We start from the raw sequence: 24570 nt of genomic DNA, 5'->3' as shown, positions 1-24570 counted from the left end.
TCAGCCGGTTCCTTCCCGCAGCCGCGCCGCCCGGGTCTGGAGGTACCGCTTCTCCGGCAGGCCGAGTGCCCGCTCGGCGGCGCGTCCGTACGCCGCACGGGCCTCCTCGGTCTCCCCGGCCTGCTCCAGGAGGTGCGCACGGGTCGCTTCGAGGCGGTGGTGGCCCGCCAGGTGCGGATCGCCGGCGAGGGTGGCGAGGAGGTCCAGCCCGGCCCGGGGTCCGCTGACCATGGCGAGGGCGACCGCCTCGTTGAGGGTGACCACCGGGCTGGGGGCGATCCGGTGCAGCAGCCGGTACAGGCCGAGGATCTCGCGCCAGTCGGTGTCCTCGGGGCGCTCCGCCTCGTCGTGCACCGCGGCGATGGCGGCCTGCAGCTGGTACGGCCCGAGCGGGGCGCGGCGGAGCGCGTCGCTGACCAGCGCCACACCCTCGGCGATCGCCTTCCGGTCCCACGCGCCGCGGTCCTGTTCGGCGAGCGGGACGAGCGTCCCGTCGGGTGCCGTGCGCGCGGCGCGCCGGGCGTCGGTCAGCAGCATCAGGGCCAGCAGTCCGGCGACCTCGCCGTCCTCGGGGAGCAGCGCGTGCAGCGCGCGGGTCAGCCGGACGGCCTCCTGGGACAGCTCGACGCGGTGCAGCCGGCTGCCGGAGGTCGCGGTGTACCCCTCGTTGAAGATCAGATAGAGGACCTGCAGGACCGCGTCGAGCCGCGCGGCGCGGTCCTCGGGGGCCGGCTGCCGGAAGCGCCCGCCCGCCTCCCTGACCCGTTGCTTGGCGCGGGTGATGCGCTGCGCCATCGTAGGCTCCGGCACCAGGTAGGCGCGGGCGATCTCGGCCGTGGTGAGGCCGCCGACCGCGCGCAGCGTCAGCGCGGTCTGCGCGGCCGGGGTGAGCGCGGGGTGGCAGCACAGGAACAGCAGGGTGAGCGTGTCGTCCGCACCGGGGGCGCGGCTCTCCCCCGGCGCGGGAGCGTGGAACTCGTCGCGCGGCGTCAGCGCGTATGCCTTCTCCTCGCGTCGCCGGCGCGCCTCCTCGCTGCGCAGCAGGTCCGTCAGCCGGCGGGCACCGACCTTGATCAGCCAGCCGCGCGGGTTGTCCGGGCGGCCGGCCGCCGGCCACTGGAGGGCGGCGGCCAGCAGCGCTTCCTGCACGGCGTCCTCGGCGAGGTCGAAGTGACCGTACCGCCGGACGAGCGCGCCGATGACCTGCGGCGCCAGACTGCGCAGCAGGTCCTCGGTCCGTTCCGGTGCGCCCACGGCCCGGTGGCCGGCTCAGATGTCGCAGGGCGGGCTGTCGGGGACGGCCCGGATCGTGACGGGGCCGTTCCCGGCGCCCTCGGGGACCGGGCACTCCAGGATGCGCTTGGCGATCTCGGTGGCCCGGTCCAGGGAGGCGCACTCCAGCAGCCAGTAGCCGCAGAGCACCTCCTTGGTCTCGCCGTACGGGCCGTCGGCGACGACCGGCACGCCGCCCTCGCCGGGGGACACGACGCGGGCCTGGGCGGGCTCGCTCAGACCCTGCCCGTCGATCATCTCGCCGCTCTCGGCGAGGTCGTTGTTGAGCGCCGCCATGAACTGGAACATCGCCTTCAGGTCGGCCTCGGTCCACCGCGCCTTGCCGGTGTCCTTGCCGTTCATGGCGTCGTAGTCGGCCTGGCTCGCCTGGATCATCAGCATGTACTTCACGTCGCTCACTCCTTCGGGAGCTTCGGCGTCCCCGCTGGGCGCCTCTCGCCGGAGACGTCGGAGCCGGCGGCCGGACCACGACAGAAGCCGGGAGGAATTCCCGAGATTTTTCCGGGCCGCCCTGCCGCCCTTCCGCGCACGAGCCTCCGGTACGGATTCTCCTCACCCCGGATGCCCCTCGCACGGCATACAGGAGACGCGGCGCCCGTGCCCCCGAAGATGGCTAGGACCCCACCGGCAGCAGGCTCTCGTTGCGCACCAGCCACTTGCGGTAGGCCGTGCTCGACCAGGCCACTTCCATGTATGCGGCCCGCAGGTCGGCGAAGAGCGCGTCGACCCACTCGGTGTCCCGGCCACCGCCCCGGTACGCCAGGAACAGCCGGACGGCCAGCGGGTCGCCGCACAGCGGGCGGACCACCATCCCGTGCCGGGGCCGGGAGGTCGGCTGGCAGGGCGTGACGACCTCGCCTGCCGCGACCAGGTCGGCCGCCGCGAGGTAGTCGCCGTGCACCACGCGCGGGTCCATCCCGGCCGCGGTGAAGATCCGCCGCAGTCCGGCCCACTCGCCGTCCACCGACGGGTCGACCATCCACTGGTCGTCGGCGAGGTCGGCCAGCGTGACGCACTCCAGCGCGGCCGCCGGGTGCGTCGCCGGGAGCGCCATGAACTGCGGCTCCCGGGCGAGGAGTTCGCGTTCGGCCAGGCCGTCGGGGACGCGCAGCGGCGCCCCCTCGACCTCGTGCACGAAGGCCGCGTCGAGCTGACCGGCCGCGACCATCTGGAGCAGGGTGTTGCCGGAGAGGTCGATCCGTATCGTCGTGTCGGTCTCGGGCAGCCGGGCCCGCAGCCTGCGCAGCCAGCCGGCCACCGCGCGGCTCCCCGTACTGCCCACGCGCAGCCGGGTGCCCTGCTCGCGCACCACCGCCGACCTCGTCTCGTCGACCAGCGCGGTCATCTCTGCGACGATCGGCCGGGCGCGGTGCAGAACGGTGTGGCCGAGCGGGGTCGGCCGGCTGCCGGAGCGCTCACGGAAGAAGAGCTGGCCGCCCAGGGCGTTCTCGATGCGCCGCAGCTGTGTGGTCAGGGAGGGCTGGGTCATGCCCAGTTGCCGGGCGGCCTTGCGTACGCTGCCGGTGTCGGCGATGGCGCACAGTGCGCGTAGGTGCCTCACCTCAAGCTCCACGCGCGGAGCATAACGACGTCCTTACGTGTCGCACCAGCCACCCAAACCCCGCGAACCACACATTCCCCACGGGTTATTGGACTGTCCTATCGCCACATGAAATCTCCGCGGCCGTGAACATCTCGCGCAGACTCAGCGGCACCACAGTTCATCCGCGGGCCCCGGCCGTTGCCCCACACCTCGGCCGGGCCCCCGGACACTAAGGAGCCCCCCACATGAGATCTCCTAAGACGGTGCTGTCCGCTGCCCTCGGCCTGGGCCTGGCCGCGAGCCTCGCCGCCGCCGTGCCCGCCGCGGCCACCCCCTCGGCCGCCCCGGCGGACAACCGGGTCACCGCGGCGCAGTACGTCGGCTCGGCCGCCGAGAAGGCCGACACCAAGCGGTTCTTCGAGGCCGTGCTGAAGTCGGCGCTCGCCAAGCAGAAGAAGACCGGCGCCGCTTCGGTGACGGTGACGTACGACGCGAGCGCCGCGCCCACCTTCGCGCAGCAGATATCCGCGAGCGCGCAGATCTGGAACAGCGCCGTCTCCAACGTCAAGCTCCAGGCGGGCAGCGGCGGGGACTTCCAGTACCGCGAGGGCAACGACCCGCGCGGCTCCTACGCCAGCACCGACGGCCACGGCCGCGGCTACATCTTCCTGGACTACCAGCAGAACCAGGAGTACGACTCCACCCGCGTGACCGCGCACGAGACCGGCCACGTCCTCGGCCTGCCGGACCACTACGAGGGCCCGTGCAGCGAGCTGATGTCCGGCGGCGGCCCCGGCCCGTCCTGCACCAACTCCCAGCCGGACGCCAACGAGCGCGCGAAGGTCGACCAGCTCTGGGCGAACGGCCTGAAGGGCGCCCGCTCCGGCGAGGCGTCCTGACCCACCGGGACCGTCGGCCGTCGGCCGACTGCCGATGACCATGGGCCGACGGCCGGCCACCAGGCCGGCACTGGAACGCGCGGTGGGACCCGCGAACCCCACCGCGCGTGCATCCCCCCACAGCGCGCCCGCCCGCGGCCGCGCGTTTCACCCCCCGCCATGCGCGGTGGCTTCCCCCCCCCCCGCGGCGCTCCACCGCGCGTTTCAGTGCACCGCCCCGGACCCGCCCGCTCCGCCTCGCCGCTCCGCCTCCCCGTTCCCGCCCCGGCCCCGTGCGGCCCCGGGGCTTTTTGACACGTCCAAACATGGGATGTTCCTATCACCGGTGTACTCGTGTCATCTCATCGATACCGGGCTCGTCGGGGTCCGGACACCGAAAGGGGACGGCAGCCGATGCCGTTGCGCAGCACCACCCGGACCAGCCTGGTGGACCTGGTCATCGACCAGATGGAGGGCCTGATCGCGGCCGGTGAGTGGGCGGTCGGCACGAAGATCCCGGCGGAGCCCGTGCTCGTCGAGCAGCTCGACGTCGGCCGCAACACCGTCCGCGAGGCCGTCCGGGCCCTCGTGCACACCGGCATGCTGGAGCCGCGCCAGGGCGACGGCACGTACGTGCGCGCCGGCAGCGACTTCGGGGCCGCCGTGCAGCGCAGGCTGCGCCGCTCCTGCGACCTGGAGGCCTACGAGGTCCGCGCCTCCCTGGAGCGGGACGCGGCACGGTACGCGGCGCAGCGCCGCACCCAGGAGGACGTCGCCGCACTGCGCGCCGCCCTCGCCGACCGCGACGACGCCTGGCGGGCGGGCGACACCGCGGCCTTCATCGAGGCCGACATCGCCTTCCACCGCACCGTCGCCGCAGCCGCGCACAACAGCGTCCTGGCCGACCTCTACGGGCACCTCACCGACGCGCTGCGCGCCACGCTGCGGTCCGTCGTCGCGGCGCCCGTGCCCGACGCGGTACGCCACCAGTTCGACGCGCACGCCGCGATCGTCGACGCCATCGAGGCCGGGGACGCGGACGCCGCGGAACAGGCCGCGCTGGCACACCTCGGCGAGGCGGCCACGGCCCTTCGGGAGCAGGCATGACAGCGGAACACACCGGGACGGCGATACGTACGGAAGGGGCCGGGACACGTACGGAAGGGCCCGTGGCACGTACAGAAGGGCCCGCGGCCGCCGCCCCTACGAGAGAGCCCGCGTCCGTCTCCCCGAGTACCGCGCGCGGCACGCTCTATCTGGCGGCGGGCGTCATCCTGCTGGCCCTGAACCTGCGCCCGGCGCTCGTCGCCGTCTCCCCGCTGGCGGACACCATCCGCACCGACAGCGGCATGTCGGCCGCCGCCACCAGCCTGCTGACCGCGCTCCCGCTGCTCTGCTTCGGCCTGCTCGCGCCCGTCGCGCCGCGGCTCGGCCGCCGCTTCGGCCTGGAGCGGACGCTGCTCGGCACGATGGCGCTGATCTGCGCCGGTACCGCGCTGCGGCTGGCCGACCAGGTGGCCGCGCTGTTCGCCGGCACGGTCGTCATCGGCGCCGGGATCGCGGTCGCCAACGTGCTGCTGCCCGGCCTGATCAAGCGGGACTTCCCCGCCCGGGCGGGCCTGATGACCGGGCTGTACTCCATGTCGCTGTTCGGCGGCGCGGCCCTCGCCGCGGGCGTGACCGTACCGCTGCGCACCGCCACCGGGCTCAGCTGGCAGGCCACGCTGGCCTGCTGGGGCTCGCTCGCGGTCGTCGCGCTGCTGGTCTGGCTGCCGCAGACCCGGTCCCGTACGCGACTGCCGGCGGACGCGGCGCGGCAGGCGGCGCACCCGGTGCGCGGCCTGTGGCGGTCCCCGCTGGCCTGGCAGGTCACCGGCTACATGGGCCTGCAGTCGCTCAGCTACTACGCGGCGGCCGCCTGGCTGCCGACCATGCTCACCGACGCCGGGACGAGCGCGGGCGACGCGGGCTGGATGCTGTCCTTCTCCTCGCTGCTGGGCATCGCGGGCTCCTTCCTCGCCCCGGTGATCGCGGGCCGCAGGCTGCGCCCCGGCCCCCTGGCCGCGCTGGGCGCGGTGCTGTGCGCCGCCGGCCTGGCGGGGATGCTGGCCGCACCGGTGTCCGGCGCGTACGTCTGGATGACGCTGCTCGGCCTCGGCCAAGGGGCCGCGATCAGCCTCGCGCTGCTCTTCATCGTGCAGCGCGCGCCGGACACGAGGCACGCGTCGCAGCTGTCCAGCATGGCGCAGTGCTTCGGGTACGTCCTGGCCGCGACCGGCCCGGCCGTCCTGGGTGCCGTGCACGACGCCTCCGGTACCTGGACGGTCCCGGTCGTCGTCCTGCTGGTGCTGCTGGTCCCCCAGGTCCTGACGGGCCTCGGGGCCGCGCGGAACCGGCACGTCACGGGCGCGGGGTGAACCGGAACGCCGTGATCGGCATACTGGACGGCGCCCGACCGTAGTCGCCCCGGAGCCGCCCATGTCGATGATCCGCCACCTCCGCCGGGCCGTACGTCTGCCCCAGCAGCGCAGCCGCGGGGTCGACCTCGCCCACCCGGCGCGCTCGCCGCTCGGCACCGCGGTCGTCAACTGCGCGGTCTACGCGGACGGGGTGCGGCTCGACGGCGACCACCAGGTCGAGGAGGCGGTGCGCAAGGTCCGCGCCTCGGGGGACGGTTTCGTGTGGATCGGACTGCACGAGCCGTCCGAGGCGGAGTTCGCCGGGATCGTCGAACTGTTCGGGCTGCACCCGCTGGCCGTGGAGGACGCCGTCCTCGCCCACCAGCGCCCCAAGCTGGAGCAGTACGAGACCAACCTCTTCACCGTCTTCAAGACCGCCTGCTACGTCGAACACGACCGGCTCACCGCGACCAGCGAGGTGGTGGACACCGGCGAGATCATGGTGTTCACCGGCGAGGACTTCGTGATCACCGTCCGGCACGGCGGCCACGGCTCGCTCGGCCCGCTGCGCGAGTCCCTGGAGGCCGTACCGGAACAGCTCGCGCTCGGCCCCTCCGCCGTCCTGCACGCCATCGCCGACCACGTCGTCGACGACTACCTGGAGGCCACAGCGGCCGTCCAGGACGACATCGACGCGGTGGAGAGCGAGGTCTTCGCCGAGGGCGGGCGGAACGCGGACGCCGGGCGGATCTACCAGCTCAAGCGCGAGCTGCTGGAGCTGAAGCGGGCCGTGGCCCCGCTGGACCGCCCGCTGCACCGGCTCTCCACCGAGGCGCTGACCCAGGTCGACCCGCGCATCCGGACCTACTTCCGGGACGTCGCCGACCACCTGGCCCGGGTCACCGAGCGCATCACCGCCTTCGACGAGCTGCTGAACTCCATACTCCAGGCACACCTCGCGCAGGTCACCATCGCGCAGAACGAGGACATGCGCCGGATCAGCGCATGGGTCGCCATCCTGGCCGTCCCGACGATGGTGTGCGGGGTGTACGGCATGAACTTCGAGCACCTGTGGGGCAAGGACTGGGTCTACGGCTATCCGGTGACCATGGTCGTGATCGTGGCGGCCTGCGCGGTGATCCACCGGGGCTTCCGGCGCAACGGCTGGCTGTAGCGGCACGAGGCCACGCGGGCCGGGCCGTACCGGGTGCGCGCCGGCCCGGCCCGCGGCGCTCAGCTGCCGGCCGCGCCCAGCGCCTTCGCCTCCTTCTCCGGGGACAGGCCGACCGGCGGGCGGTCCGGCCGCTGCGGCGCCCGGCCGCCCACCGACCGCAGCCAGTCCCAGGTGCCGGCCACCGTCTCCGCCACCGGGCGGCAGCGCAGCCCCGCGGCGTACGCCTTCTCCACCCCCGTGCGGTGCAGGGTGTCGTGGTACTCCGTTCCCGGCGGCACCCAGACCGGCAGCTCCGTCCACGGCTCGATGCCCGCGGCGAGCACGTCCTCGGGCGCGGTCCAGCGGAGCTCCGCCGCGGACCCCGTGACCGCCGCGCACGCCTCCAGCAGGCTGCCCATGGTGGCGTGGCCGCTCCGGCTGACCAGGTTGTACGGGCCGGACAGCCCCGCTCCGACGGCGTGCAGGAGCCAGTCGGCGAGGTCGCGGACGTCGAGGTACTGGATCGGGAGGCCGTGCGGGCCCGGCGCCAGGACGGGGCCGCCGCGGGCGATCCTGTTCAGCCACCACGGCAGCCGCCCGATGTTCTCGTACGGCCCGAGGAGCAGCCCGGCCCGCGCCAGCACCGACCGGCCGGCCCCGAAGGCCTCCGTGACCGCCAGCTCGCCGCCCCGTTTGTCCTCCGCGTACGCCACCTCACCGGCGTCCGGCGCGCCCGGCACCAGCGGGGCCTCCTCGCCCAGCCCGGCCGCCCGGGGGAACGCGTACACCGAACCGCTGGACACGTACACGTAGCGCCCGGCCCTGCCGGCCAGCAGCCGGGCCGTGTCCCGCACCGCCGACGGCGCCCAGGACCAGGTGTCCACGACCGCGTCCCACTCCCCCGTACGCAGCGCGGCGAGGCCCTCAGGGGCCGTGCGGTCACCGTGCAGCACCGCCGCGCCCGGCGGTGCCTCGTGGCGGCCCCGGTGGAACACCGTGACCTGCCATCCCCGCGCGAGGGCCGCCTCGGTCACGGCCCGTCCGACGAACTCCGTGCCACCCAGCATCAGCAGTCTCATGGCGCCGACTCTGCCCGTACGGACGTACGGGCGCACCGCGCCTCGCTCTCAGCGGAATCGCCGGGTGACGGTCGGAAGTCTCCAGAACCGTGCCTCGAAGACTGTACGGACTCGCACCCTTCACCACCGGCCCACCGCCAACACTGGTGAGGTCGGGATTCCGTTTCCGTTTCACACCGCTTCCATTCACCCACAGGGGGAGAGATGACCGGGTCGCGCATCCTTGCGCTGGGCCACTACCAGCCCGCCAAGGTGCTCACCAACGACGACCTGGCCGAGCTCGTCGACACCGACGACGCCTGGATCACCAGCCGGGTCGGCATCCGTACGCGGCACATCGCCGCGCCCGACGAGACCGTGGACGCGATGGCGGCGGCCGCAGCGGCGAAGGCGCTCGCGGCGAGCGGCCTGGCCGCCGCCGACATCGACCTCGTCCTCGTCGCCACCTGCACGGCCACGGACCGTTCGCCGAACACGGCCGCCCGGGTGGCCGCCCGGCTCGGCCTGGCGGCGCCCGCCGCGATGGACGTCAACGTGGTGTGCGCGGGCTTCACCCACGCGCTGGCCACCGCCGACCACGCCGTCCGGGCCGGCTCGGCACGCAACGCGCTGGTGATCGGCGCGGAGAAGTTCACCGACGTCGTGGACTGGACGGACCGCTCGACCTGCGTCCTGGTGGGCGACGGCGCGGGCGCCGCGGTGGTGACGGCGGCGGCGGAGCCGGAGATCGGCCCGGTGCTGTGGGGCTCGGTCCCCGAGATGGGCGACGCGGTGCGCATCGAGGGGGAGCCCGCCCGCTTCTCCCAGGAGGGCCAGGCGGTCTACCGCTGGGCCACCACGCAGCTGCCGGCCGTCGCCCGCCAGGTGTGCGAGCGCTCCGGAGTACGGCCCGAGGAGCTGGCCGGCGTGGTGCTGCACCAGGCCAACCTGCGGATCATCGAACCGGTCGCGGAGCGCATCGGGGCGGTCAACGCGGTGATCGCCCGGGACGTCGTGGAGTCCGGCAACACCTCGGCGGCGTCGGTGCCGCTCGCCTTCTCGAAGCTGGTCGAACGGCGCGAGATCCCTTCGGGCGCGCCGGTCCTCCTCTTCGGGTTCGGCGGCAACCTCTCCTATGCGGGGCAGATCGTCCGCTGCCCGTGAGCGCTGCGCCGCGCCGGCCCCGAAGGCGGGCGGCGGGCCGGCCCTGTAGACGCGGCGGCGGCCTCAGTGGTGCGGCGCGGCCCCGCCCTCGAAGACGCGACGCCGGCCTCAGTGGCGCAGCCGGACGATGTCCGATTCCTTCAAGACGGCCAGGGCGGCGCCTTCGTACGCTCGGCCCATGACTGAGCGGAACACCTCGAAGCACACGTCCGAGAACGCCACCGGCCGGGCCGTACCCGCGCCCCGGTTCGCCGCGCTCGGCCTGGCCGCCGCGGACATGGCGGCCTCGCTCGCCTTCTACCGGCGCCTCGGCCTGGACATCCCGGCGGAGGCCGACACCGCCCCGCACGCGGAGGCACAGCTGCCGGGCGGACTGCGGCTGATGTGGGACAGCCACGAGACGCTGCGCGCCCTCGACCCCGACTGGGAACTGTCCACCGGGAACACGCCCCACCTCGCCTTCGAATGCCCGGGGCCGGAGGCGGTCGACGCCCTCTACGCCGAGCTGGTCGACGCCGGGTACCGCGGCGGGAAGAAGCCGTGGGACGCCGTCTGGGGCCAGCGCTACGCCGTCGTCCTCGACCCGGACGGCCACGGCGTCGACCTCTTCGCGCCCCTGCCCTGACACGCGGGACGGGCACCGGCGCTCAGAACACCGACCACCCGGTGAGCGTCGTGAAGTGGTCCAGCGCCGCCGCCCCGGCGACCGAGTTGCCGCGCGCGTCCAGCCCCGGACTCCATACGCACAGCGTGCAGCGTCCGGGGACGACCGCCACGATGCCGCCGCCCACACCGCTCTTCGCGGGCAGCCCCACCCGGTAGGCGAACTCGCCGGCGGCGTCGTACGTACCGCAGGTCAGCATCACCGCGTTGATCCGCTTGGCGTCGCGGGCCTCCAGCAGCCGGGTGCCGTCGGCGCGCAGCCCGTGGCGGGCGAGGAAGCCGCCGGCCGTGGCCAGGTCCCGGCAGCTCATCTCGATGGAGCACTGCCAGAAGTAGTGCTCGATGACGCTGGGTACCGGGTTCTCCAGGTTGCCGAAGCTCGCCATGAAGTGGGCCAGCGCGGAGTTGCGGTCCCCGTGCTCGGCCTCCGAACCGGCCACGACCTGGTCGAAGGAGAGTCCGGGATTGCCGCTCTCCTCACGGAGGAAGTCCAGCATGGCGGTGCTGGCGTCACCGGTGAGGGTCTGCAGCCGGTCGGTGACCACCAGCGCCCCCGAGTTGAGGAAAGGATTGCGCGGGATGCCCTGCTCCCACTCCAGCTGCACCAGGGAGTTGAAGGCCGTACCCGAAGGCTCGCGCCCCACCCGCTCCCAGATGCGCTGGTCCTCCTGCGCCAGTACGAGGGCGAGGGAGAAGGCCTTGGAGATGGACTGCACGGAGAACGGGACCTCCCAGTCCCCCACCCCGTACACGTCCCCGTGGATGTCGGCGAGCGCGATCCCGAAGCGGTCCGGCGAGACCTGCTCCAGCGCGGGGATGTAGTCGGCGACCTTCCCCTGCCGTACCAGCGGGCGCGCGTGCGCCGCCACCTCCTCGAGAACGGCCTGGTAGTCCATGGGGCACACGCTATCCCGGCGCGAGGACCGTCCCCAGCGGAGCACCCGCCAGCGCCTTCACCTCGCGCGCCAGGTGGGCCTGGTCGGCGTACCCGGCGGCCGCGGCGACCTGTGCGTACGGCATCCCGGAGCGGGCGAGGTCCAGGGCGCGCACCAGGCGCAGCACCCGGCCGAGCGTCTTGGGACCGTACCCGAAGGCGGCCAGGCAGCGGCGGCGCAGCTGGCGCTCGCCCACGCCCACCGCTTCGGCCAGCTCCCCGACCGGCGTGCCCCGGGCCGCGGCGCGTGCGATCAGGCCGCGGGCCGGGTCGGGCGCGGCCCCCGTACGCAGCCGTCCGACGGCCGCCGCCTCCAGGGCCCGGCCGGGCGCCGTGGCCTCGGCGAGCTCGTCGGCGAGCCGCCGCACCTGGGCGGCGGGCCACAGGTCGGTGAGGGGGACGCGCAGGTCACGGAGTTCGTCCGCGGGCACCCCGAAGACGGCGGGGCCCTGTCCCGGGGCGAAGCGGAGGCCGACGACGGGCGCCTCCGGGGCGCGCTCCGGGGAGTGCGGCAGATGGGCGCGGGTGTCCGGGCCCGCGACGAGGAGCCTGCCGTCGTACCAGATCAGGTCCGTGCAGCCGTCGGGCAGCACGGGGCGCGGCGCCGGCTCGGGGGACTTGGTCCACACGGCGGCGCCGGGCAGTGCGGAGGGCCGTTCCCGGTACACCTCTCCAGCCTGGCACGGGAACCGCCGCAGCGTCCCGGCCGTTGATCGGGTACGGCACGCACCGGGCCGGGCAAGGCGGGCGCCGGTGTCTGCGAGACCGAAGGACCGAGCGGGAGGCAGCACGATGGCGGGATTCCTGGACCGTGCCAAGGAGCAGGCACAGCGCGGCCTGGCACAGGGCAAGCAGAAGATGGACGAGGTGCAGCAGCAGCGCGCGGGCTCCGACCTGCTGAAGCGGCTGGGCGCTGCGTACTACGCCGAGCGGCGCGGCAGCGGCTCCCCGGAGTCCACCGCGGCGGCCCTGCAGGCGCTCGAAGCGCACATCGCGGTGCACGGGGACAGCTTCCTGCGCGGCGCCTGACGGCTCCGGGCGCGCGCCGTGCGCTCCCCGGGCGCCGGCGCGCGAAGTGCCTCCGAGTTCCCTGAGTGCCCCTGCGTGAAACCCGGCCCGCGGGGACATATGTCCAGCGTATGCCCCGGAAGTGGCCGGTTCGCCTCGCATTGGCGGCGAACTGCTGACCCCGAACCTCCCGTTCCAGTACAAGCGATTTACGAGGCGGTACGCGATCGGCGGCCGTCGTGCACCTGGAACGGAGGCGCCCATGGCCGCACCCATGTCGGCGGACAGATTCCTCGAAGCGCTGCGGGACGAAGGGCTGCGCGTCGTCGAGGTCCGCGACTGGCGCACCCACAACCGCAACCACAAGGGCCCCTGGGGCGGCGTGCACGGCGTGATGATCCACCACACCGTGACCTCGGGCGCCGAGGAGACCGTGCAGCTCTGCTACGACGGCCACCCGGAACTGCCGGGCCCGCTGTGCCACGGCGTGATCACCAAGGACGGCACCGTCCATCTGGTCGGCCACGGCCGCGCCAACCACGCGGGACTCGGCGACGGCGACGTCCTCAAGGCGGTGATCGCCGAGAAGCGGCTGCCGCCGGACAACGAGGCCGACACCGACGGCAACCGCGTCTACTACGGCTTCGAGTGCGAGAACCTCGGCGACGGCGTGGACCCGTGGCCCGACGCGCAGATGGAGGCCATCGAGAAGGCGGCCGCCGCGGTGTGCCGGGTGCACGGCTGGAACGAACGCTCGGTGCTCGGCCACCTGGAGTGGCAGCCGGGCAAGGTCGACCCGCGCGGCTTCACGATGGACGCGCTGCGGGAGCGCATCGGGAAGCGGCTGCGGTGACCTCCGGCCGGGGCGGCCGCCCGCCGGGCGGCCGGGAGCCCGGCACAGCGGCCGTCCGTACACCGATTCGATCGGCGGCGGGTGCCGCACGGACAATGGGGGCGTGACCGGCACCGTCCCCGACCCCATGACGCTGCGGCCGCGCCTGCCTTCCCCGGTCCAGGAGATCGAGGACGACCGGTTCGCGCGCCGCGGCGTACGCCTGCTGCTCAAACGGGACGACCTGATCCACCCCGACCTGCCGGGCAACAAGTGGCGGAAACTGGAGCCCAACCTCCGCGCCGCCGCGGAGGCCGGCGACCACACGCTCCTCACGTTCGGCGGCGCGTACTCCAACCACCTGCGCGCCACCGCCGCGGCGGGCCGTCTGCTGGGCCTGGCCACCATAGGCGTCGTACGGGGCGAGGAGCTGGCGGACCGGCCGCTGAACCCTTCGCTGGCCCGCTGTGCCGCCGACGGCATGCGGCTGCACTTCCTCGACCGCGCCCGCTACCGCCGCAAGGACGATCCCGGCCTGCTCGACGCGCTCCGCGCGCGCTTCGGGCCGTACCGGCTGGTCCCCGAGGGCGGAAGCAACGCGCTCGCCGCCCGCGGCAGCGCGTCCCTGGGCCGCGAGCTGGCCGGGACCACCGATGTGGCGGCCGTGGCGTGCGGTACCGGCGGCACCCTCGCGGGGCTGGCCGCCGGCCTCGCCCCGGGGCAGCGCGCCCTCGGCTTCCCCGTACTGAAGAGCGGCCCCGGCCCCGGCCACTTCCTCGGAGCGGACGTGCTCCGCCTCCAGGAGGCCGCCTTCGGGGGCCGGCGCGGCGACTGGCGGCTGGACACCGCGTTCCACTGCGGCGGGTACGCCCGCACCACGCCGGAGCTGGAGGCGTTCGCCGCGGACTTCGAGGCGCGGCACGGCCTGTCCCTGGAGCGGGTCTACGTGGCGAAGCTGCTGCTGGGTCTGGTGACGCGCGCGGAGGAAGGCGCCTTCGCGCCGGGCACCACCGTGACCGCGGTGATCACCGGCGCTCCCTGAGACACGCCGCGCCGTACGGGGCGGCGCGCTTGTCGGCTCGCTGCCGTACGGGGCGGCCGGACCGCCTACTCCGGGCTCACCGTCTCCCGGTACGCCGCCGCCTCCTCCAGGTCCAGCCGGCGCAGCAGGGTCCGCAGCATCTCGTCGTCGATCCGCCGCGCGTCGCGCAGCTGCACGAAGACCTCGCGTTCCGCGCCGATCATCTCCCGGGCCAGCCGCAGATAGGTCGCCTCCACCGACTCCCCCGTCTCCGCGTTCGCCGGCCCCAGCCGCTCCCAGACGGCGTTGCGGCGCCGCTCCAGGACGGTGCGCAGCCGGTCCTCCAGGGGCCCCGGCAGAGCGTTGCGCGGGTCCTCCAGGAGCTCGCCCAGCCGCCGTTCCGCCGCGTCCGACGCGTCGTTCTGGGCCTGCGCCTCGGCGAGCGTCTCGGCCTGCGGGTCCGGGCGGGGCAGCTTCAGGGCGCGGATCAGCGGCGGCAGCGTCAGCCCCTGGATCACAAGGGTGCCGATGACGGTGCTGAAGGTCAGGAAGAGCACCAGGTTGCGCGCCGGGAACGGCTCCCCGTCGTGCACCGTCTGCGGGATGGAGAAGGCGATCGCCAGGGAGACCACGCCGCGCATCCCGGCCCAGCCCACGATCACCGGCGCCGACCAGGTCGTCGAGGGCTCGCGCTCCCGGATCCGCGCCGACAGCCACCGGGGCAGGTAGGTCGCGGGGAACACCCACAGGAAGCGCGCCAGCACCACCACCACGAAGACCAGCGCGGCGTACGTGAGCGCCTGCGCGGTGCTGAACTCCCCCAGCCCCCGCAGCACGACCGGGAGCTGCAGTCCGATGAGCGCGAACACCGCGGACTCCAGCACGAAGGAGACCATCGACCACACCGCGGCCTCCTGGAGCCGCGTCTCGAAGTTCACCTGCCACGAGCGGTGCCCGAGGTACAGCGCGACCACCACGACGGCGAGCACTCCGGAGGCGCCGACCTGCTCGGCCACCGCGTACGCGAGGAACGGGATGAGCAGCGACAGGGTGTTCTCCAGCAGCGCGGAGTCCCGCAGCTTGCAGCGCAGCCAGTGCAGCGGCCCCATGAGGACCAGCCCGATCCCGATACCGCCGACCGACGCGATCAGGAATTCCTTCAGGCCGCCGGCCCAGGTCGCGCCCTCACCGACGGCCGCGGCGAGCGCCACCTTGTACGCGGTGATGGCGGTGGCGTCGTTGACCAGCGACTCACCCTGCAGGATGGTCGTGATCCGGCCGGGCAGCCGCAGCCGGCGGGCGATGGCGGTGGCCGCCACCGCGTCCGGGGGCGCGACCACGGCACCGAGCACGAGCGCCGCGGTCAGCGGCAGGTCCGGGATCACGAGGTACGCGGCGTACCCCACGACGAGCGACGCGAAGAGCACGTAGCCGACCGACAGCAGCGCCACGGGGCGCACATTGGCCCGCAGGTCCAGGTAGGAGCTGTCCAGCGCCGCGGTGTGCAGCAGGGGCGGCAGCAGCAGCGGCAGCACGATGTGCGGGTCGAGCGGGTAGTCGGGGACCCCGGGCAGGTACGCGGCCCCGAGCCCCGCCGCGACGAGCAGCAGGGGCGCGGGCAGCGGGGTGCGCCGCGCGAGTCCCGCGACCGCCGCACTCCCGGCGACCAGCGACAACAGTGGCATCACGTCCATGGCACGACCCGTCCCCGTGTTCCGGCTAATCTGGCAATCATGAGCGAGTGTCCGCACGTTCTCGAACTGCCGCGCCCCGAACCGGCCGCACTGAGCGACACCTGTCCCGAGTGCCTCGCCGCCGGCAGCCACCCCGTGCAGCTGCGGCTCTGCCTGGTCTGCGGACACGTCGGCTGCTGCGACTCCTCGCCGTACCGGCACGCCACGGCACACTTCGAGCAGACCGGGCACCCGGTGATGCGCTCCTTCGGGGCGGGCGAGGACTGGCGCTGGTGCTTCGCCGACAAGTCCCTGGTGTGAGCCGCGCCCGGCGGTACGCGCGGACGGGACCTGCGGCCCGCCCGCCGGGGCCCTTCGCCGCGGCCGGCTGTCAGTGGGTACGGCTAGCCTTCACGGCATGATCCGCAACGCGACGCCCGACGACGTCCCCGCCATCCACGCCATGATCCGCGAGCTCGCGGAGTACGAGCGCGAGCCGGAGTCCGCGAAGGCCACCGAAGAGCAGCTGCGCGACGCCCTGTTCGGCGACCATCCGGCCGTCTTCGGACTGATCGCGGAGGAGTCCGGGGCGCCCGTGGGCTTTGCCCTGTGGTTCCGGAACTTCTCCACCTGGACGGGCACGCACGGTGTCTATCTGGAGGACCTGTACGTTCGCCCCGAGTACCGCGGCGGCGGCCACGGCAAGGCACTGCTCTCGACCTTGGCGCAGATATGCGTCCACCGTGGATACGGACGTTTTGAATGGTCAGTCCTGGATTGGAATGAACCGTCCATCGGTATATACAAGTCGATCGGTGCTCAGCCCATGGACGAATGGACCGTCTTCCGGCTCACTGGAGAGGCACTGCACGAGCTCGCGGCAACTGCAGATGCCAACGCAGCGTAACCGGCGCCGATTTGGCAGTGCAGACCCCTAGCCACTGTCCGTACCCGTAGGCTTACAATGAGTGACACTCGTAGGTTTGCGGGACACCGCGAGTCCCACTGTCGTGCCAGGCAGGCAGCCACGCCGATCCCGGGCGACATTGCACCGCAGATCGCGATAGCGTCACACAGCGCATGCGCTGTGCCGGTGGCCGCTTCTCCCGCCGGGAGAAGCCGGTCCGGCATGAATATCAGCTCAATCAGCTTGTGTCACCTTGGAGGTGAGGGTGTCCCCTATCGCAGGCGAGCCCGGGACTACTCAGGACTTCGTGGAAGTCCGGCTGCCCGCCGCGGGTGCCTACCTTTCGGTGCTGCGTACGGCCACGGCCGGACTGGCAGCCCGTCTGGACTTCACCCTCGACGAGATCGAGGATCTGCGTATCGCCGTCGACGAGGCGTGCGCGATCCTCCTGCAGCAAGCCGTCCCCGGCAGTGTGCTGAGCTGCGTCTTCCGGCTGGTCGGCGACGCGCTGCGAGTGACCGTGTCGGCCCCCACCACCGACGGCCGCGCCCCCGAGCGCGACACCTTCGCCTGGACGGTGCTCTCCGCACTGGCCGGCGAGGTCGACTCCACCGTCGCCGAGGACCGGACGGTCTCCATCAGTCTGCACAAGAAGCGCGGCGCCGCTCCCGGAGCGCCATGACCGAAGAGGGGGCCCTGTGAAGGATCTGGAGCGCGGCGCGCGGATGGAGCCGAGACTGGCCATCCCCGAGCAGCAGGCCCGGCCGCACCCGATGGGCTCGGACGACCTCAGCGGCCGGTTGAACGCGGCGGAGCAGGCAGAGCGGGCGGACCACATGGACCACAGCGAGCAGCAGCGGCAGCAGCAGGATCCGCAGCATCACCCCCATGATGCGCAGGATCCGCACGACCGCAGCGGTGCCCGCGCGATGTTCTACGAGCTGCGCAAGCTTCCGGAGGGCTCCGACGAGCGCGCGGAGCTGCGCAACACCCTGGTCCGGATGCACCTGCCCCTGGTGGAGCATCTCGCCCGGCGCTTCCGTAACCGCGGCGAGCCGCTGGACGACCTGACCCAGGTCGCCACGATCGGCCTGATCAAGTCGGTGGACCGGTTCGACCCGGAGCGCGGCGTGGAGTTCTCCACGTACGCCACCCCGACCGTCGTCGGCGAGATCAAGCGGCACTTCCGCGACAAGGGCTGGGCGGTCCGGGTGCCGCGCCGGCTGCAGGAGCTGCGGCTGTCGCTGACCACGGCGACCGCTGAGCTCTCCCAGCGGCACGGCCGTGCGCCCACGGTCCACGAGCTGGCCGAGCACCTGCGCATCTCCGAGGAAGAGGTGCTGGAGGGGCTGGAATCGGCCAATGCCTACAGCACCCTCTCGCTGGACGTTCCCGACACCGACGACGAGTCCCCCGCGGTCGCCGACACCCTGGGCGCCGAGGACGAGGCGCTGGAGGGTGTGGAGTACCGCGAATCCCTCAAGCCGCTGCTGGAGGACCTGCCGCCGCGCGAGAAGAAGATCCTGCTGCTGCGCTTCTTCGGCAACATGACCCAGTCGCAGATCGCCCAGGAGGTCGGCATCTCGCAGATGCACGTCTCCCGGCTGCTGGCCCGCACCCTGGCCCAGCTCCGCGACAAGCTGCTGGTCGAGGAGTAGGGCGACGCTCCGGCGGGGCGGGAGACCGCCGGACCTGCCGACTCCCGGCGACAGCACCCCTGGGCGCGGTCCGCACCGGACGGCCCGGGAGGCACAGCGAGCCTCCCGGACGGTGCGCCCGCGCCCTTCGCGTACGACCGGCCGCCCCGGCTTCCGGGGGCGCTCGCCGGCGCGCCCGTGTACGGCTAGAGCCCTTCTGACGGCTCTTGAACCCATCCGATGGCTGCCATGGGTGTGGCCGGCTGGGTGGCAGGCGCCTCACGAGGCAATTCGCGTTGCGCGGATGATCTCCCCGGCAGTCGGCCAAGAGCCGTCAGAAACGACCTAGCCGTCCTCGCGCGGGCCGATGCCCAGCGCCTCGGTGGCCGTCGGGTTGACCAGCAGGCCGAGCACGACGAGCGCCACCACGCCCAGGACGATGCCGCCCGCGAGCAGCGCGCCGCCGCCGTTGATCAGCGTCCAGGCCACCGGCAGCGCCACGATCTGGGTGATCAGCGAGGGCCCGCGGCTCCAGCGGCGCCGCAGCCACAGCCCGCGCGCGGCGATCAGCGGCAGCAGTGCCAGCACGATGAGGGTGATCCCGCCCATCTCGGCCTGACGCGGGCTGTCCGGCGAACCGGTGAGCCCGTCGACCAGCATGTAGACGCCCAGCGCCGCCAGCGCGAGCCCTTCCAGGCCCGTGAGCGCCGCCGCCGCGGTCAGCCTGCGCGGCCGTGGCCCGGCCGGCTCGGGGGCGGGCGTGGGGGCGGCTGCGGTCCGGTTCTGCTTGCTGCTGCTCACCCCAGCAGGGTAGCGCCGGAGCCCGGTCCACCTGACGGGCAGGGCTGGGCCCTCGTACCAGCAGGTAGGTACCCTGCATCCCATGCGTGCACTACTTGTGGTCAACCCCGCGGCAACCACCACCAGTGCGCGCACCCGTGACGTACTGGCCCACGCGCTGGCCAGTGACCTGAAGCTGGAGGTCGCGCAGACCGAGTACAGAGGTCACGCGCGGGACCTGGCCCGCCGGGCCGCGGAGAGCGGCGAGACGGAGCTGGTGGTCGCGCTCGGCGGCGACGGCACGGTCAACGAGGTCGTCAACGGTCTGCTGACGCACGGCCCGGATCCGGAGGCGCTGCCGCGCCTCGCCGTGGTCCCCGGCGGCTCCACCAACGTCTTCGCCCGCGCCCTCGGCCTGCCGAACGACGCCGTGGAGGCCACCGGCGCCCTGCTGGACGCGCTGCGCGACGGCAGCGAACGGACGGTCGGACTGGGTTTGGCCGCCGGCACAGCGGACACCCAGGACGAAATGATTCCCGAGCGCTGGTTCACCTTCTGCGCGGGGTTCGGCTTCGACGCCGGAGTCGTGGGCCGAGTCGAACAGCAGCGCGAACGCGGCAAGCGTTCGACGCACGCGCTGTACGTGCGGCAGGTGATGCGCCAGTTCATGGGCGACCCGCACCGCCGGCACGGCACGATCACGCTGGAGCGCCCGGGCGCCGAACCAGGCACGACGGAGGTGATCGAGGATCTCGTCCTGTCCATAATCTGCAACACCGCACCCTGGACCTACCTGGGCAACCGTCCGGTGTACCCGGCTCCGAAGGCGTCCTTCGACACCGCTCTGGACGTGTTCGCGCTGACCAGACTGTCCACCCCGGCGGTCGCGCGCTACGCCACCCAGCTGCTGGCGTCAACCCCCGACCGCGGGCCACAGGGAAAGCACGCCGTATCGCTCCATGATCAGACAGACTTCACCTTGCATTCACAGGTTCCACTGCCCTTTCAGATGGACGGCGACCACCTGGGACTGCGTTCCAGCGTGACGTTCACAGGCGTACGCCGTGCACTGCGTGTGATTGTGTGAGCAGTAGGGCCTAAAGTCCTTTCAGTCGAACGTTTAGGCTGACTTCCACCCCCTAGAAGTACGGCTGTGACCTAGGCGACACCAAGGAATCAAAAAAAAGTTTCCGGAAGGGGTTGTATCCGTCGCCGAGGTTTGCGAGTCTCTTCATGGCGATCGGGACGGCCGCTCTACCGGCCCCCTTGAGAGCCCGAATCCCCTCCTCTTTCCCAGGACCGCACCAGCCCCTTGCGGGCGTTCGGCCCTTCCCTTGCGGAGGGATTCGTGAAAGCGTTCACATTCACAAGCAACTTTCCCGTAATACGAGGAGATGGAGCAGCCATGGACTGGCGTCACCGCGCCGTTTGCCGCGAGGAAGACCCCGAGCTCTTCTTCCCCATCGGCAACACCGGTCCTGCGCTGCTGCAGATCGAGGAAGCCAAGGCCGTCTGCCGCCGCTGCCCCGTCATGGAGCAGTGCCTGCAGTGGGCGCTCGAGTCCGGCCAGGACTCCGGCGTCTGGGGTGGTCTGAGCGAGGACGAGCGCCGCGCAATGAAGCGCCGTGCGGCTCGTAACCGGGCGCGCAACGCCAGCGCCTGAACCAGACGCCCCGTGGCATCCGAGCCGCAGCGCGCAGTACCCCCGATGCGCTAAGCAACGTGAGCTTTGAGCCCCGGACCGTAACTCGGTCCGGGGCTTACTGCTGTCCGGGGCCGGGCCGGAGCCGCTGCTGCTGCCCGTCAGCCGTCCACCGTCCGGGCGACGCGTGCCGGGAGCGCCCGGGGCACATGCGGCGTGTGCACGGCGGGGGGGCGCCCGTGCGTACGCCCGCGCATCCGGCCCTCGGACGCGGCGCCCGAGTACCGGACCGAGCCCGAGTACTGAACCGCGCCCGAGCACCGGACCGCGCCCGAGTACCGGACCGTGCCCGAGCACCGGACCGTGCCCGAGCACCGGACCGTGCCCGAGTACCGGACCGTGCCCGAGTACTGAACCGCGCCCGAGTACCGGACCGTTCAGCCGCGGTACCTCAGTGCTTCTCGGCCCGCACCGGGATGTCCAGCACCACCTGGGTGCCGCGCTCCGGCGCCGGCAGCATGTCGAACGTGCCGCCCATCTCGCCCTCGACCAGCGTGCGGACGATCTGCAGGCCGAGGTTGCCCGCACGCTGCGGGTCGAACCCCTCGGGCAGCCCGCGCCCGTCGTCCTGGACGGTGACCCGCAGCCGCGGCTCCGTGGAGCTGCCGCCGCGTACCGCGCCCACCTGGACCGTGCCGAGCTCCCCCGGCGCGAAGGCGTGCTCCAGGGCGTTCTGCAGGACTTCGGTGAGCACCATCGACAGCGGGGTCGCGACCTCGGCGTCCAGAATCCCGAAGCGGCCGCTGCGCCGTCCGGTCACCTTTCCGGGCGAGATCTCCGCCACCATGGCCAGCACCCGGTCGGCGATCTCGTCGAACTCCACCCGCTCGTCCAGCGTCTGGGACAGCGTCTCATGGACGATCGCGATCGAACCGACCCTGCGGACCGCCTCGTTGAGCGCCTCGCGCCCCTGCGGCGAATCCATCCGGCGGGCCTGCAGCCGCAGCAGGGCGGCTACGGTCTGCAGGTTGTTCTTCACCCGGTGGTGGATTTCCCGGATGGTCGCGTCCTTCGTAATCAATTCGCGCTCTCGGCGTCGCAATTCGGTGACGTCGCGCAGCAGCACGAGTGAACCGATGTGCGTGCCCTTCGGTTTGAGCGGGATGGCGCGCAGTTGAATGACGCCGTCGTTCCCCTCGACCTCGAATTCACGCGGTGCCCAGCCGCTGGCGAGCTTCACCAGTGCCTCGTCCACGGGGCCGCGGGCGGGCGCCAGTTCGGCGGTGGCCCGGCCGAGGTGGTGGCCCACGAGGTCGGCGGCGAGTCCGAGGCGGTGGTAAGCGGAGAGCGCGTTCGGGCTGGCGTACTGGACGACGCCGTCGGCGTCGAGCCGGATGAGCCCGTCACCGGCCCGCGGCGAGGCGTCCATGTCGACCTGCTGGCCGGGGAAGGGAAACGATCCTGCGGCAATCATCTGCGCCAGGTCGGAGGCGCTCTGCAGGTAGGTGAGCTCCAGCCGGCTGGGGGTCCGTACGGTCAGCAGGTTGGTGTTCCGGGCGATGACACCGAGGACCCGGCCCTCACGGCGTACGGGGATGGACTCGACCCGTACGGGCACCTCCTCGCGCCACTCGGGGTCGCCCTCGCGTACGATGCGGCCCTCGTCCAACGCGGAATCGAGCATGGGGCGGCGGCCGCGCGGCACCAGGTGGCCGACCATGTCGTCCTGGTACGACGTCGGACCGGTGTTCGGGCGCATCTGCGCGACCGACACGTAGCGGGTGCCGTCCAGGGTGGGCACCCACAGGACGAGGTCGGCGAAGGACAGGTCGGACAGCAGCTGCCATTCGGAGACCAGCATGTGGAGCCACTCGAGGTCGGAGTCGCTCAGAGCGGTGTGCTGGCGGACGAGATCGTTCATGGAGGGCACACATGCGAGCCTACCGGCGTACGGTGTAAGCGTTGACCGTGCACAGGCATGGACTGATGAGCATGGTCTAGTCCACAATGATTCGGTAAAGGCCTCCGCCTTCCCCGCACAGGAAGGCGGATAGAGGACCGAGGCGCTCTCTGCCCTGACTGCGCCGCGGCCTCCGATCGGCCGGACCGGGCGCCGCGAGGAACCGCACACCTCACGGCGTGCACCGGCCGATGTCAGCTCCGGGCTGCGGTGCCGGACAGGTTGAGGGTCCTGTCCCGGCGCCGCGGCCCGCGGGTGTTTTCAGGGCCCTCTCCCCCGCTCCCGGCCGTCGGCCGCTCCCCCGTACGGGTGACGCGGCCGGCCGTCGCCGCACGTGTCAGGGTGTGCCGGGCCAGGCCCGCATCGCCGTACCCGCGATCCGCTCCAGCGTCTCCTGGTCGGCGCCGTCCCGTGACTGCTGCGACATCCCCTGGAGGACGGCTCCCGTGTAGTGCGCGAGGGCCGCGGCGTCCGTACCGGCCGGCAGCTCGCCCGCCGCCACGTCCGCGCGGATCTTCCGCTCGATCTCCGCGATGTTGGACTGCCGTATCTCCCGCAGCGACTCGGCGACTTCCGCGGAGGCGGGCGTGGTGTTGAGCGCCGCGCTGATGATGAGGCAGCCGTGCGGCCGGCCGGGCGCGGTGTACTCCACCGCGGCCTCGCGCAGCGCGCGCTCCACGGCCCGCCGGGCGGTCGGTTCCTCGGCCACGGCCCGGCCGATGAAGTTGCCGTACAGCCGCCCGTACTCCGCCACCACCTCGCCGAACAGGGCCTTCTTGTCCCCGAAGGCGGCGTACAGGCTGGGCGCGCTGATGCCCATCACGCGGGTCAGGTCGGAGATCGAGGTCGCGTCGTAGCCCTGCTCCCAGAAGGAGCGCATGGCTTGCTCCAGAGCCGTCTCCCGGTCGAAGGCCCGCGGCCGGCCACGCCGCTTGGCGGGGGCGGGGGGCGGGGGGCGGGGGCGGGGGCGGACTCCGCCGTCCCCGACGCGCCGGCCGCGCGGCGCGCGTGAACCGTTCCGGGCTGGTCGGCCGCCTGCCGCGACCGCTCGCCGTCAACCATCGTCGCCTCCCTCATCCCTCGTTCGAGAATTCTATAGCGCCCGCTAGCAAAACTCTGTTAGGTTCTTTCCATAGCGACCGCTACAGAAATAAGGGAGGGGCTTCCATGAGCAGGCTCGCAGGCAGGACCGCGCTGGTGACGGGTGGCAGCAGGGGCATCGGCCGGGCCATCTCGGAGCGGCTGGCGGCGGACGGCGCGCGCGTCGTCGTGCACTACGGCCGGGACGAAGCCGCGGCGAAGGACACGGTGGCCGCCATCGAGGCCGCGGGCGGCCAGGCGTCCGCCCTGCAGGCGGAGTTGGGGCGGCCGGGCAGCGCCGAGGCCCTGTGGTCCGCGTTCGACACCCAGGCGGACGGCCTGGACATCCTGGTGAACAACGCCGGCATCGCCGGCGTCCGCGAGCCGCTCGCCGGCGTCTCGGAGGAGGACTTCGACCGGCTCTTCGCGGTCAACACCAAGGCCCCGTTCTTCGTCACCCAGCTCGGCCTGGAGCGGCTGCGCGACGGCGGCCGCATCATCAACACCTCCACGAATCTGACCCGCGGTGCGGCCATGCCCGAGCTGATCGCGTACGCCATGACCAAGGGCGCCGTCGACGTCTTCACCTCCACCCTGGCCAAGGAGGTGGGCGCCCGGGGCATCACGGTCAACGCCGTGGCTCCCGGCGTGGTCGACACGGACATGAACGCCGGCTGGCTCCGCGGACCGGAGAACGCCGCGGCCCGCGAAGGGGTGCGCTCCGCCTCGCCCCTGGCCCGGATGGCCGACGCCACGGACATCGCCGACATCGTGTCGTTCCTCGCCTCGGACGACAGCCGCTGGATAACGGGCCAGTGGATCGACGCCACGGGCGGCGCCCTGCTCTGACCCCGCCCCCCGGAAACGCCACGGCCCCCGCTCCGTGAGGAACAGGGGCCGTGCCGAAAAGCGAGGGGCGCCGCCTGAGACGGGACTGCCTGGGAC

26 protein-coding genes are annotated in these 24570 nt (G+C 72.8%); 16 read left to right on the top strand and 10 right to left on the bottom strand.

The annotated features are described in order from the left end of the window. The 3 genes from AAC944_RS24405 to AAC944_RS24395 form a co-directional block, all read right to left on the bottom strand. A complete protein-coding gene (locus AAC944_RS24405; RefSeq protein WP_030620865.1) occupies positions 1-1254 on the bottom strand; it encodes an RNA polymerase sigma factor in 1254 nt (417 codons plus the stop codon). A gap of 15 nt (positions 1255-1269) precedes the next feature. Next, positions 1270-1683 carry a YciI family protein gene (locus tag AAC944_RS24400; protein WP_030620863.1) on the bottom strand — a complete coding sequence of 138 codons (414 nt, stop codon included), beginning with the start codon at positions 1681-1683 and terminating at the stop codon, positions 1270-1272. A 223-nt stretch (positions 1684-1906) separates the two neighbouring features. Then, positions 1907-2866 (bottom strand): LysR family transcriptional regulator, encoded by a 960-nt coding sequence (locus AAC944_RS24395; protein WP_030620860.1) that lies wholly within the window; start codon positions 2864-2866, stop codon positions 1907-1909. Between the two features lie 215 nt (positions 2867-3081). On the opposite strand from AAC944_RS24395, the gene snpA reads away from it, so the two are divergent. The 4 genes from snpA to AAC944_RS24375 all read left to right on the top strand — a co-directional run bounded on the left by snpA (position 3082) and on the right by AAC944_RS24375 (position 7287). Beyond that, the gene (gene snpA, locus AAC944_RS24390; protein ID WP_030620856.1) at positions 3082-3735 is read left to right on the top strand and encodes a snapalysin; all 654 of its coding nucleotides are present in this window, start codon (positions 3082-3084) and stop codon (positions 3733-3735) included. A gap of 393 nt (positions 3736-4128) precedes the next feature. Then, complete coding sequence (locus tag AAC944_RS24385) at positions 4129-4821, top strand: FadR/GntR family transcriptional regulator (RefSeq protein ID WP_030620853.1); 693 nt, start codon at positions 4129-4131, stop codon at positions 4819-4821. A 62-nt stretch (positions 4822-4883) separates the two neighbouring features. Then, positions 4884-6131, top strand: coding sequence for a CynX/NimT family MFS transporter (locus tag AAC944_RS24380; protein ID WP_037772918.1), 1248 nt, complete (start codon positions 4884-4886; stop codon positions 6129-6131). 67 nt (positions 6132-6198) lie between these two features. Next, a complete protein-coding gene (locus AAC944_RS24375; RefSeq protein ID WP_030620846.1) occupies positions 6199-7287 on the top strand; it encodes a magnesium and cobalt transport protein CorA in 1089 nt (362 codons plus the stop codon). Positions 7288-7346: 59 nt separating this feature from the next. On the opposite strand, the gene AAC944_RS24370 is transcribed toward AAC944_RS24375, so the two are convergent. After that, the gene (locus tag AAC944_RS24370) at positions 7347-8345 is read right to left on the bottom strand and encodes an NAD-dependent epimerase/dehydratase family protein (protein ID WP_030620843.1); all 999 of its coding nucleotides are present in this window, start codon (positions 8343-8345) and stop codon (positions 7347-7349) included. Positions 8346-8549: 204 nt separating this feature from the next. Between AAC944_RS24370 and AAC944_RS24365 the strand changes: the two genes are divergently transcribed. Next, positions 8550-9488, top strand: coding sequence for a beta-ketoacyl-ACP synthase III (locus AAC944_RS24365; RefSeq protein WP_030620840.1), 939 nt, complete (start codon positions 8550-8552; stop codon positions 9486-9488). Between the two features lie 178 nt (positions 9489-9666). Beyond that, on the top strand, positions 9667-10113 hold the full coding sequence (locus AAC944_RS24360; RefSeq protein WP_368396436.1) for a VOC family protein: 447 nt from the start codon (positions 9667-9669) through the stop codon (positions 10111-10113). Between the two features lie 22 nt (positions 10114-10135). Here AAC944_RS24360 and AAC944_RS24355 read toward each other — a convergent pair whose 3' ends face one another. Beyond that, complete coding sequence (locus tag AAC944_RS24355; protein WP_030620834.1) at positions 10136-11047, bottom strand: glutaminase; 912 nt, start codon at positions 11045-11047, stop codon at positions 10136-10138. Positions 11048-11057: 10 nt separating this feature from the next. Next, positions 11058-11753, bottom strand: a complete 696-nt coding sequence (locus tag AAC944_RS24350) for a helix-turn-helix domain-containing protein (protein ID WP_030620831.1) — start codon at positions 11751-11753, stop codon at positions 11058-11060. 124 nt (positions 11754-11877) lie between these two features. Between AAC944_RS24350 and AAC944_RS24345 the strand changes: the two genes are divergently transcribed. The 3 genes from AAC944_RS24345 (at position 11878) to AAC944_RS24335 (ending at position 13967) form a co-directional block, all read left to right on the top strand. Beyond that, a complete protein-coding gene (locus tag AAC944_RS24345; protein WP_030620828.1) occupies positions 11878-12114 on the top strand; it encodes a hypothetical protein in 237 nt (78 codons plus the stop codon). A 241-nt stretch (positions 12115-12355) separates the two neighbouring features. Then, positions 12356-12946, top strand: a complete 591-nt coding sequence (locus AAC944_RS24340; protein WP_030620825.1) for an N-acetylmuramoyl-L-alanine amidase — start codon at positions 12356-12358, stop codon at positions 12944-12946. 127 nt (positions 12947-13073) lie between these two features. Continuing rightward, entirely contained in the window at positions 13074-13967 is an 894-nt protein-coding gene (locus AAC944_RS24335; protein ID WP_196943202.1) for a 1-aminocyclopropane-1-carboxylate deaminase/D-cysteine desulfhydrase, read from the top strand. 65 nt (positions 13968-14032) lie between these two features. Here the strand turns inward: AAC944_RS24335 and AAC944_RS24330 are convergent, their stop codons facing one another. Further along, a complete protein-coding gene (locus AAC944_RS24330; RefSeq protein WP_030620819.1) occupies positions 14033-15640 on the bottom strand; it encodes a Na+/H+ antiporter in 1608 nt (535 codons plus the stop codon). A gap of 39 nt (positions 15641-15679) precedes the next feature. Here AAC944_RS24330 and AAC944_RS24325 point away from each other — a divergent pair, with 39 nt between their 5' ends. The 4 genes from AAC944_RS24325 to AAC944_RS24310 all read left to right on the top strand — a co-directional run bounded on the left by AAC944_RS24325 (position 15680) and on the right by AAC944_RS24310 (position 18184). Continuing rightward, positions 15680-15940 carry a UBP-type zinc finger domain-containing protein gene (locus AAC944_RS24325; protein WP_030620817.1) on the top strand — a complete coding sequence of 87 codons (261 nt, stop codon included), beginning with the start codon at positions 15680-15682 and terminating at the stop codon, positions 15938-15940. A gap of 97 nt (positions 15941-16037) precedes the next feature. Next, positions 16038-16526, top strand: a complete 489-nt coding sequence (locus tag AAC944_RS24320; RefSeq protein WP_030620815.1) for a GNAT family N-acetyltransferase — start codon at positions 16038-16040, stop codon at positions 16524-16526. Positions 16527-16791: 265 nt separating this feature from the next. After that, positions 16792-17208 (top strand): ATP-binding protein, encoded by a 417-nt coding sequence (locus AAC944_RS24315; RefSeq protein WP_030620813.1) that lies wholly within the window; start codon positions 16792-16794, stop codon positions 17206-17208. Between the two features lie 43 nt (positions 17209-17251). Continuing rightward, positions 17252-18184, top strand: a complete 933-nt coding sequence (locus tag AAC944_RS24310) for an RNA polymerase sigma factor SigF (RefSeq protein WP_030620809.1) — start codon at positions 17252-17254, stop codon at positions 18182-18184. A 324-nt stretch (positions 18185-18508) separates the two neighbouring features. On the opposite strand, the gene AAC944_RS24305 is transcribed toward AAC944_RS24310, so the two are convergent. Further along, positions 18509-18964, bottom strand: a complete 456-nt coding sequence (locus AAC944_RS24305; RefSeq protein WP_030620806.1) for a hypothetical protein — start codon at positions 18962-18964, stop codon at positions 18509-18511. Positions 18965-19046: 82 nt separating this feature from the next. On the opposite strand from AAC944_RS24305, the gene AAC944_RS24300 reads away from it, so the two are divergent. Both AAC944_RS24300 and AAC944_RS24295 read left to right on the top strand, forming a co-directional pair. After that, positions 19047-20030 carry a diacylglycerol/lipid kinase family protein gene (locus AAC944_RS24300; protein WP_030620803.1) on the top strand — a complete coding sequence of 328 codons (984 nt, stop codon included), beginning with the start codon at positions 19047-19049 and terminating at the stop codon, positions 20028-20030. Positions 20031-20348: 318 nt separating this feature from the next. After that, positions 20349-20606, top strand: coding sequence for a WhiB family transcriptional regulator (locus AAC944_RS24295; protein ID WP_003983230.1), 258 nt, complete (start codon positions 20349-20351; stop codon positions 20604-20606). A gap of 430 nt (positions 20607-21036) precedes the next feature. Here AAC944_RS24295 and AAC944_RS24290 read toward each other — a convergent pair whose 3' ends face one another. Both AAC944_RS24290 and AAC944_RS24285 read right to left on the bottom strand, forming a co-directional pair. Next, entirely contained in the window at positions 21037-22506 is a 1470-nt protein-coding gene (locus AAC944_RS24290) for a sensor histidine kinase (RefSeq protein ID WP_030620801.1), read from the bottom strand. 376 nt (positions 22507-22882) lie between these two features. After that, positions 22883-23425 (bottom strand): TetR/AcrR family transcriptional regulator, encoded by a 543-nt coding sequence (locus tag AAC944_RS24285; RefSeq protein ID WP_368396433.1) that lies wholly within the window; start codon positions 23423-23425, stop codon positions 22883-22885. 287 nt (positions 23426-23712) lie between these two features. On the opposite strand from AAC944_RS24285, the gene AAC944_RS24280 reads away from it, so the two are divergent. Beyond that, entirely contained in the window at positions 23713-24474 is a 762-nt protein-coding gene (locus tag AAC944_RS24280; RefSeq protein WP_030620793.1) for an SDR family oxidoreductase, read from the top strand. The last annotated feature ends 96 nt before the right edge of the window (positions 24475-24570 follow it).

The sequence above is a fragment of the Streptomyces sclerotialus genome, from assembly GCF_040907265.1.
In the GTDB taxonomy this organism is placed as follows: domain Bacteria; phylum Actinomycetota; class Actinomycetes; order Streptomycetales; family Streptomycetaceae; genus Streptomyces; species Streptomyces sclerotialus.
Note: the sequence above shows the minus strand (reverse complement) of the source record. Positions and strands in the feature narration are given on the sequence as shown.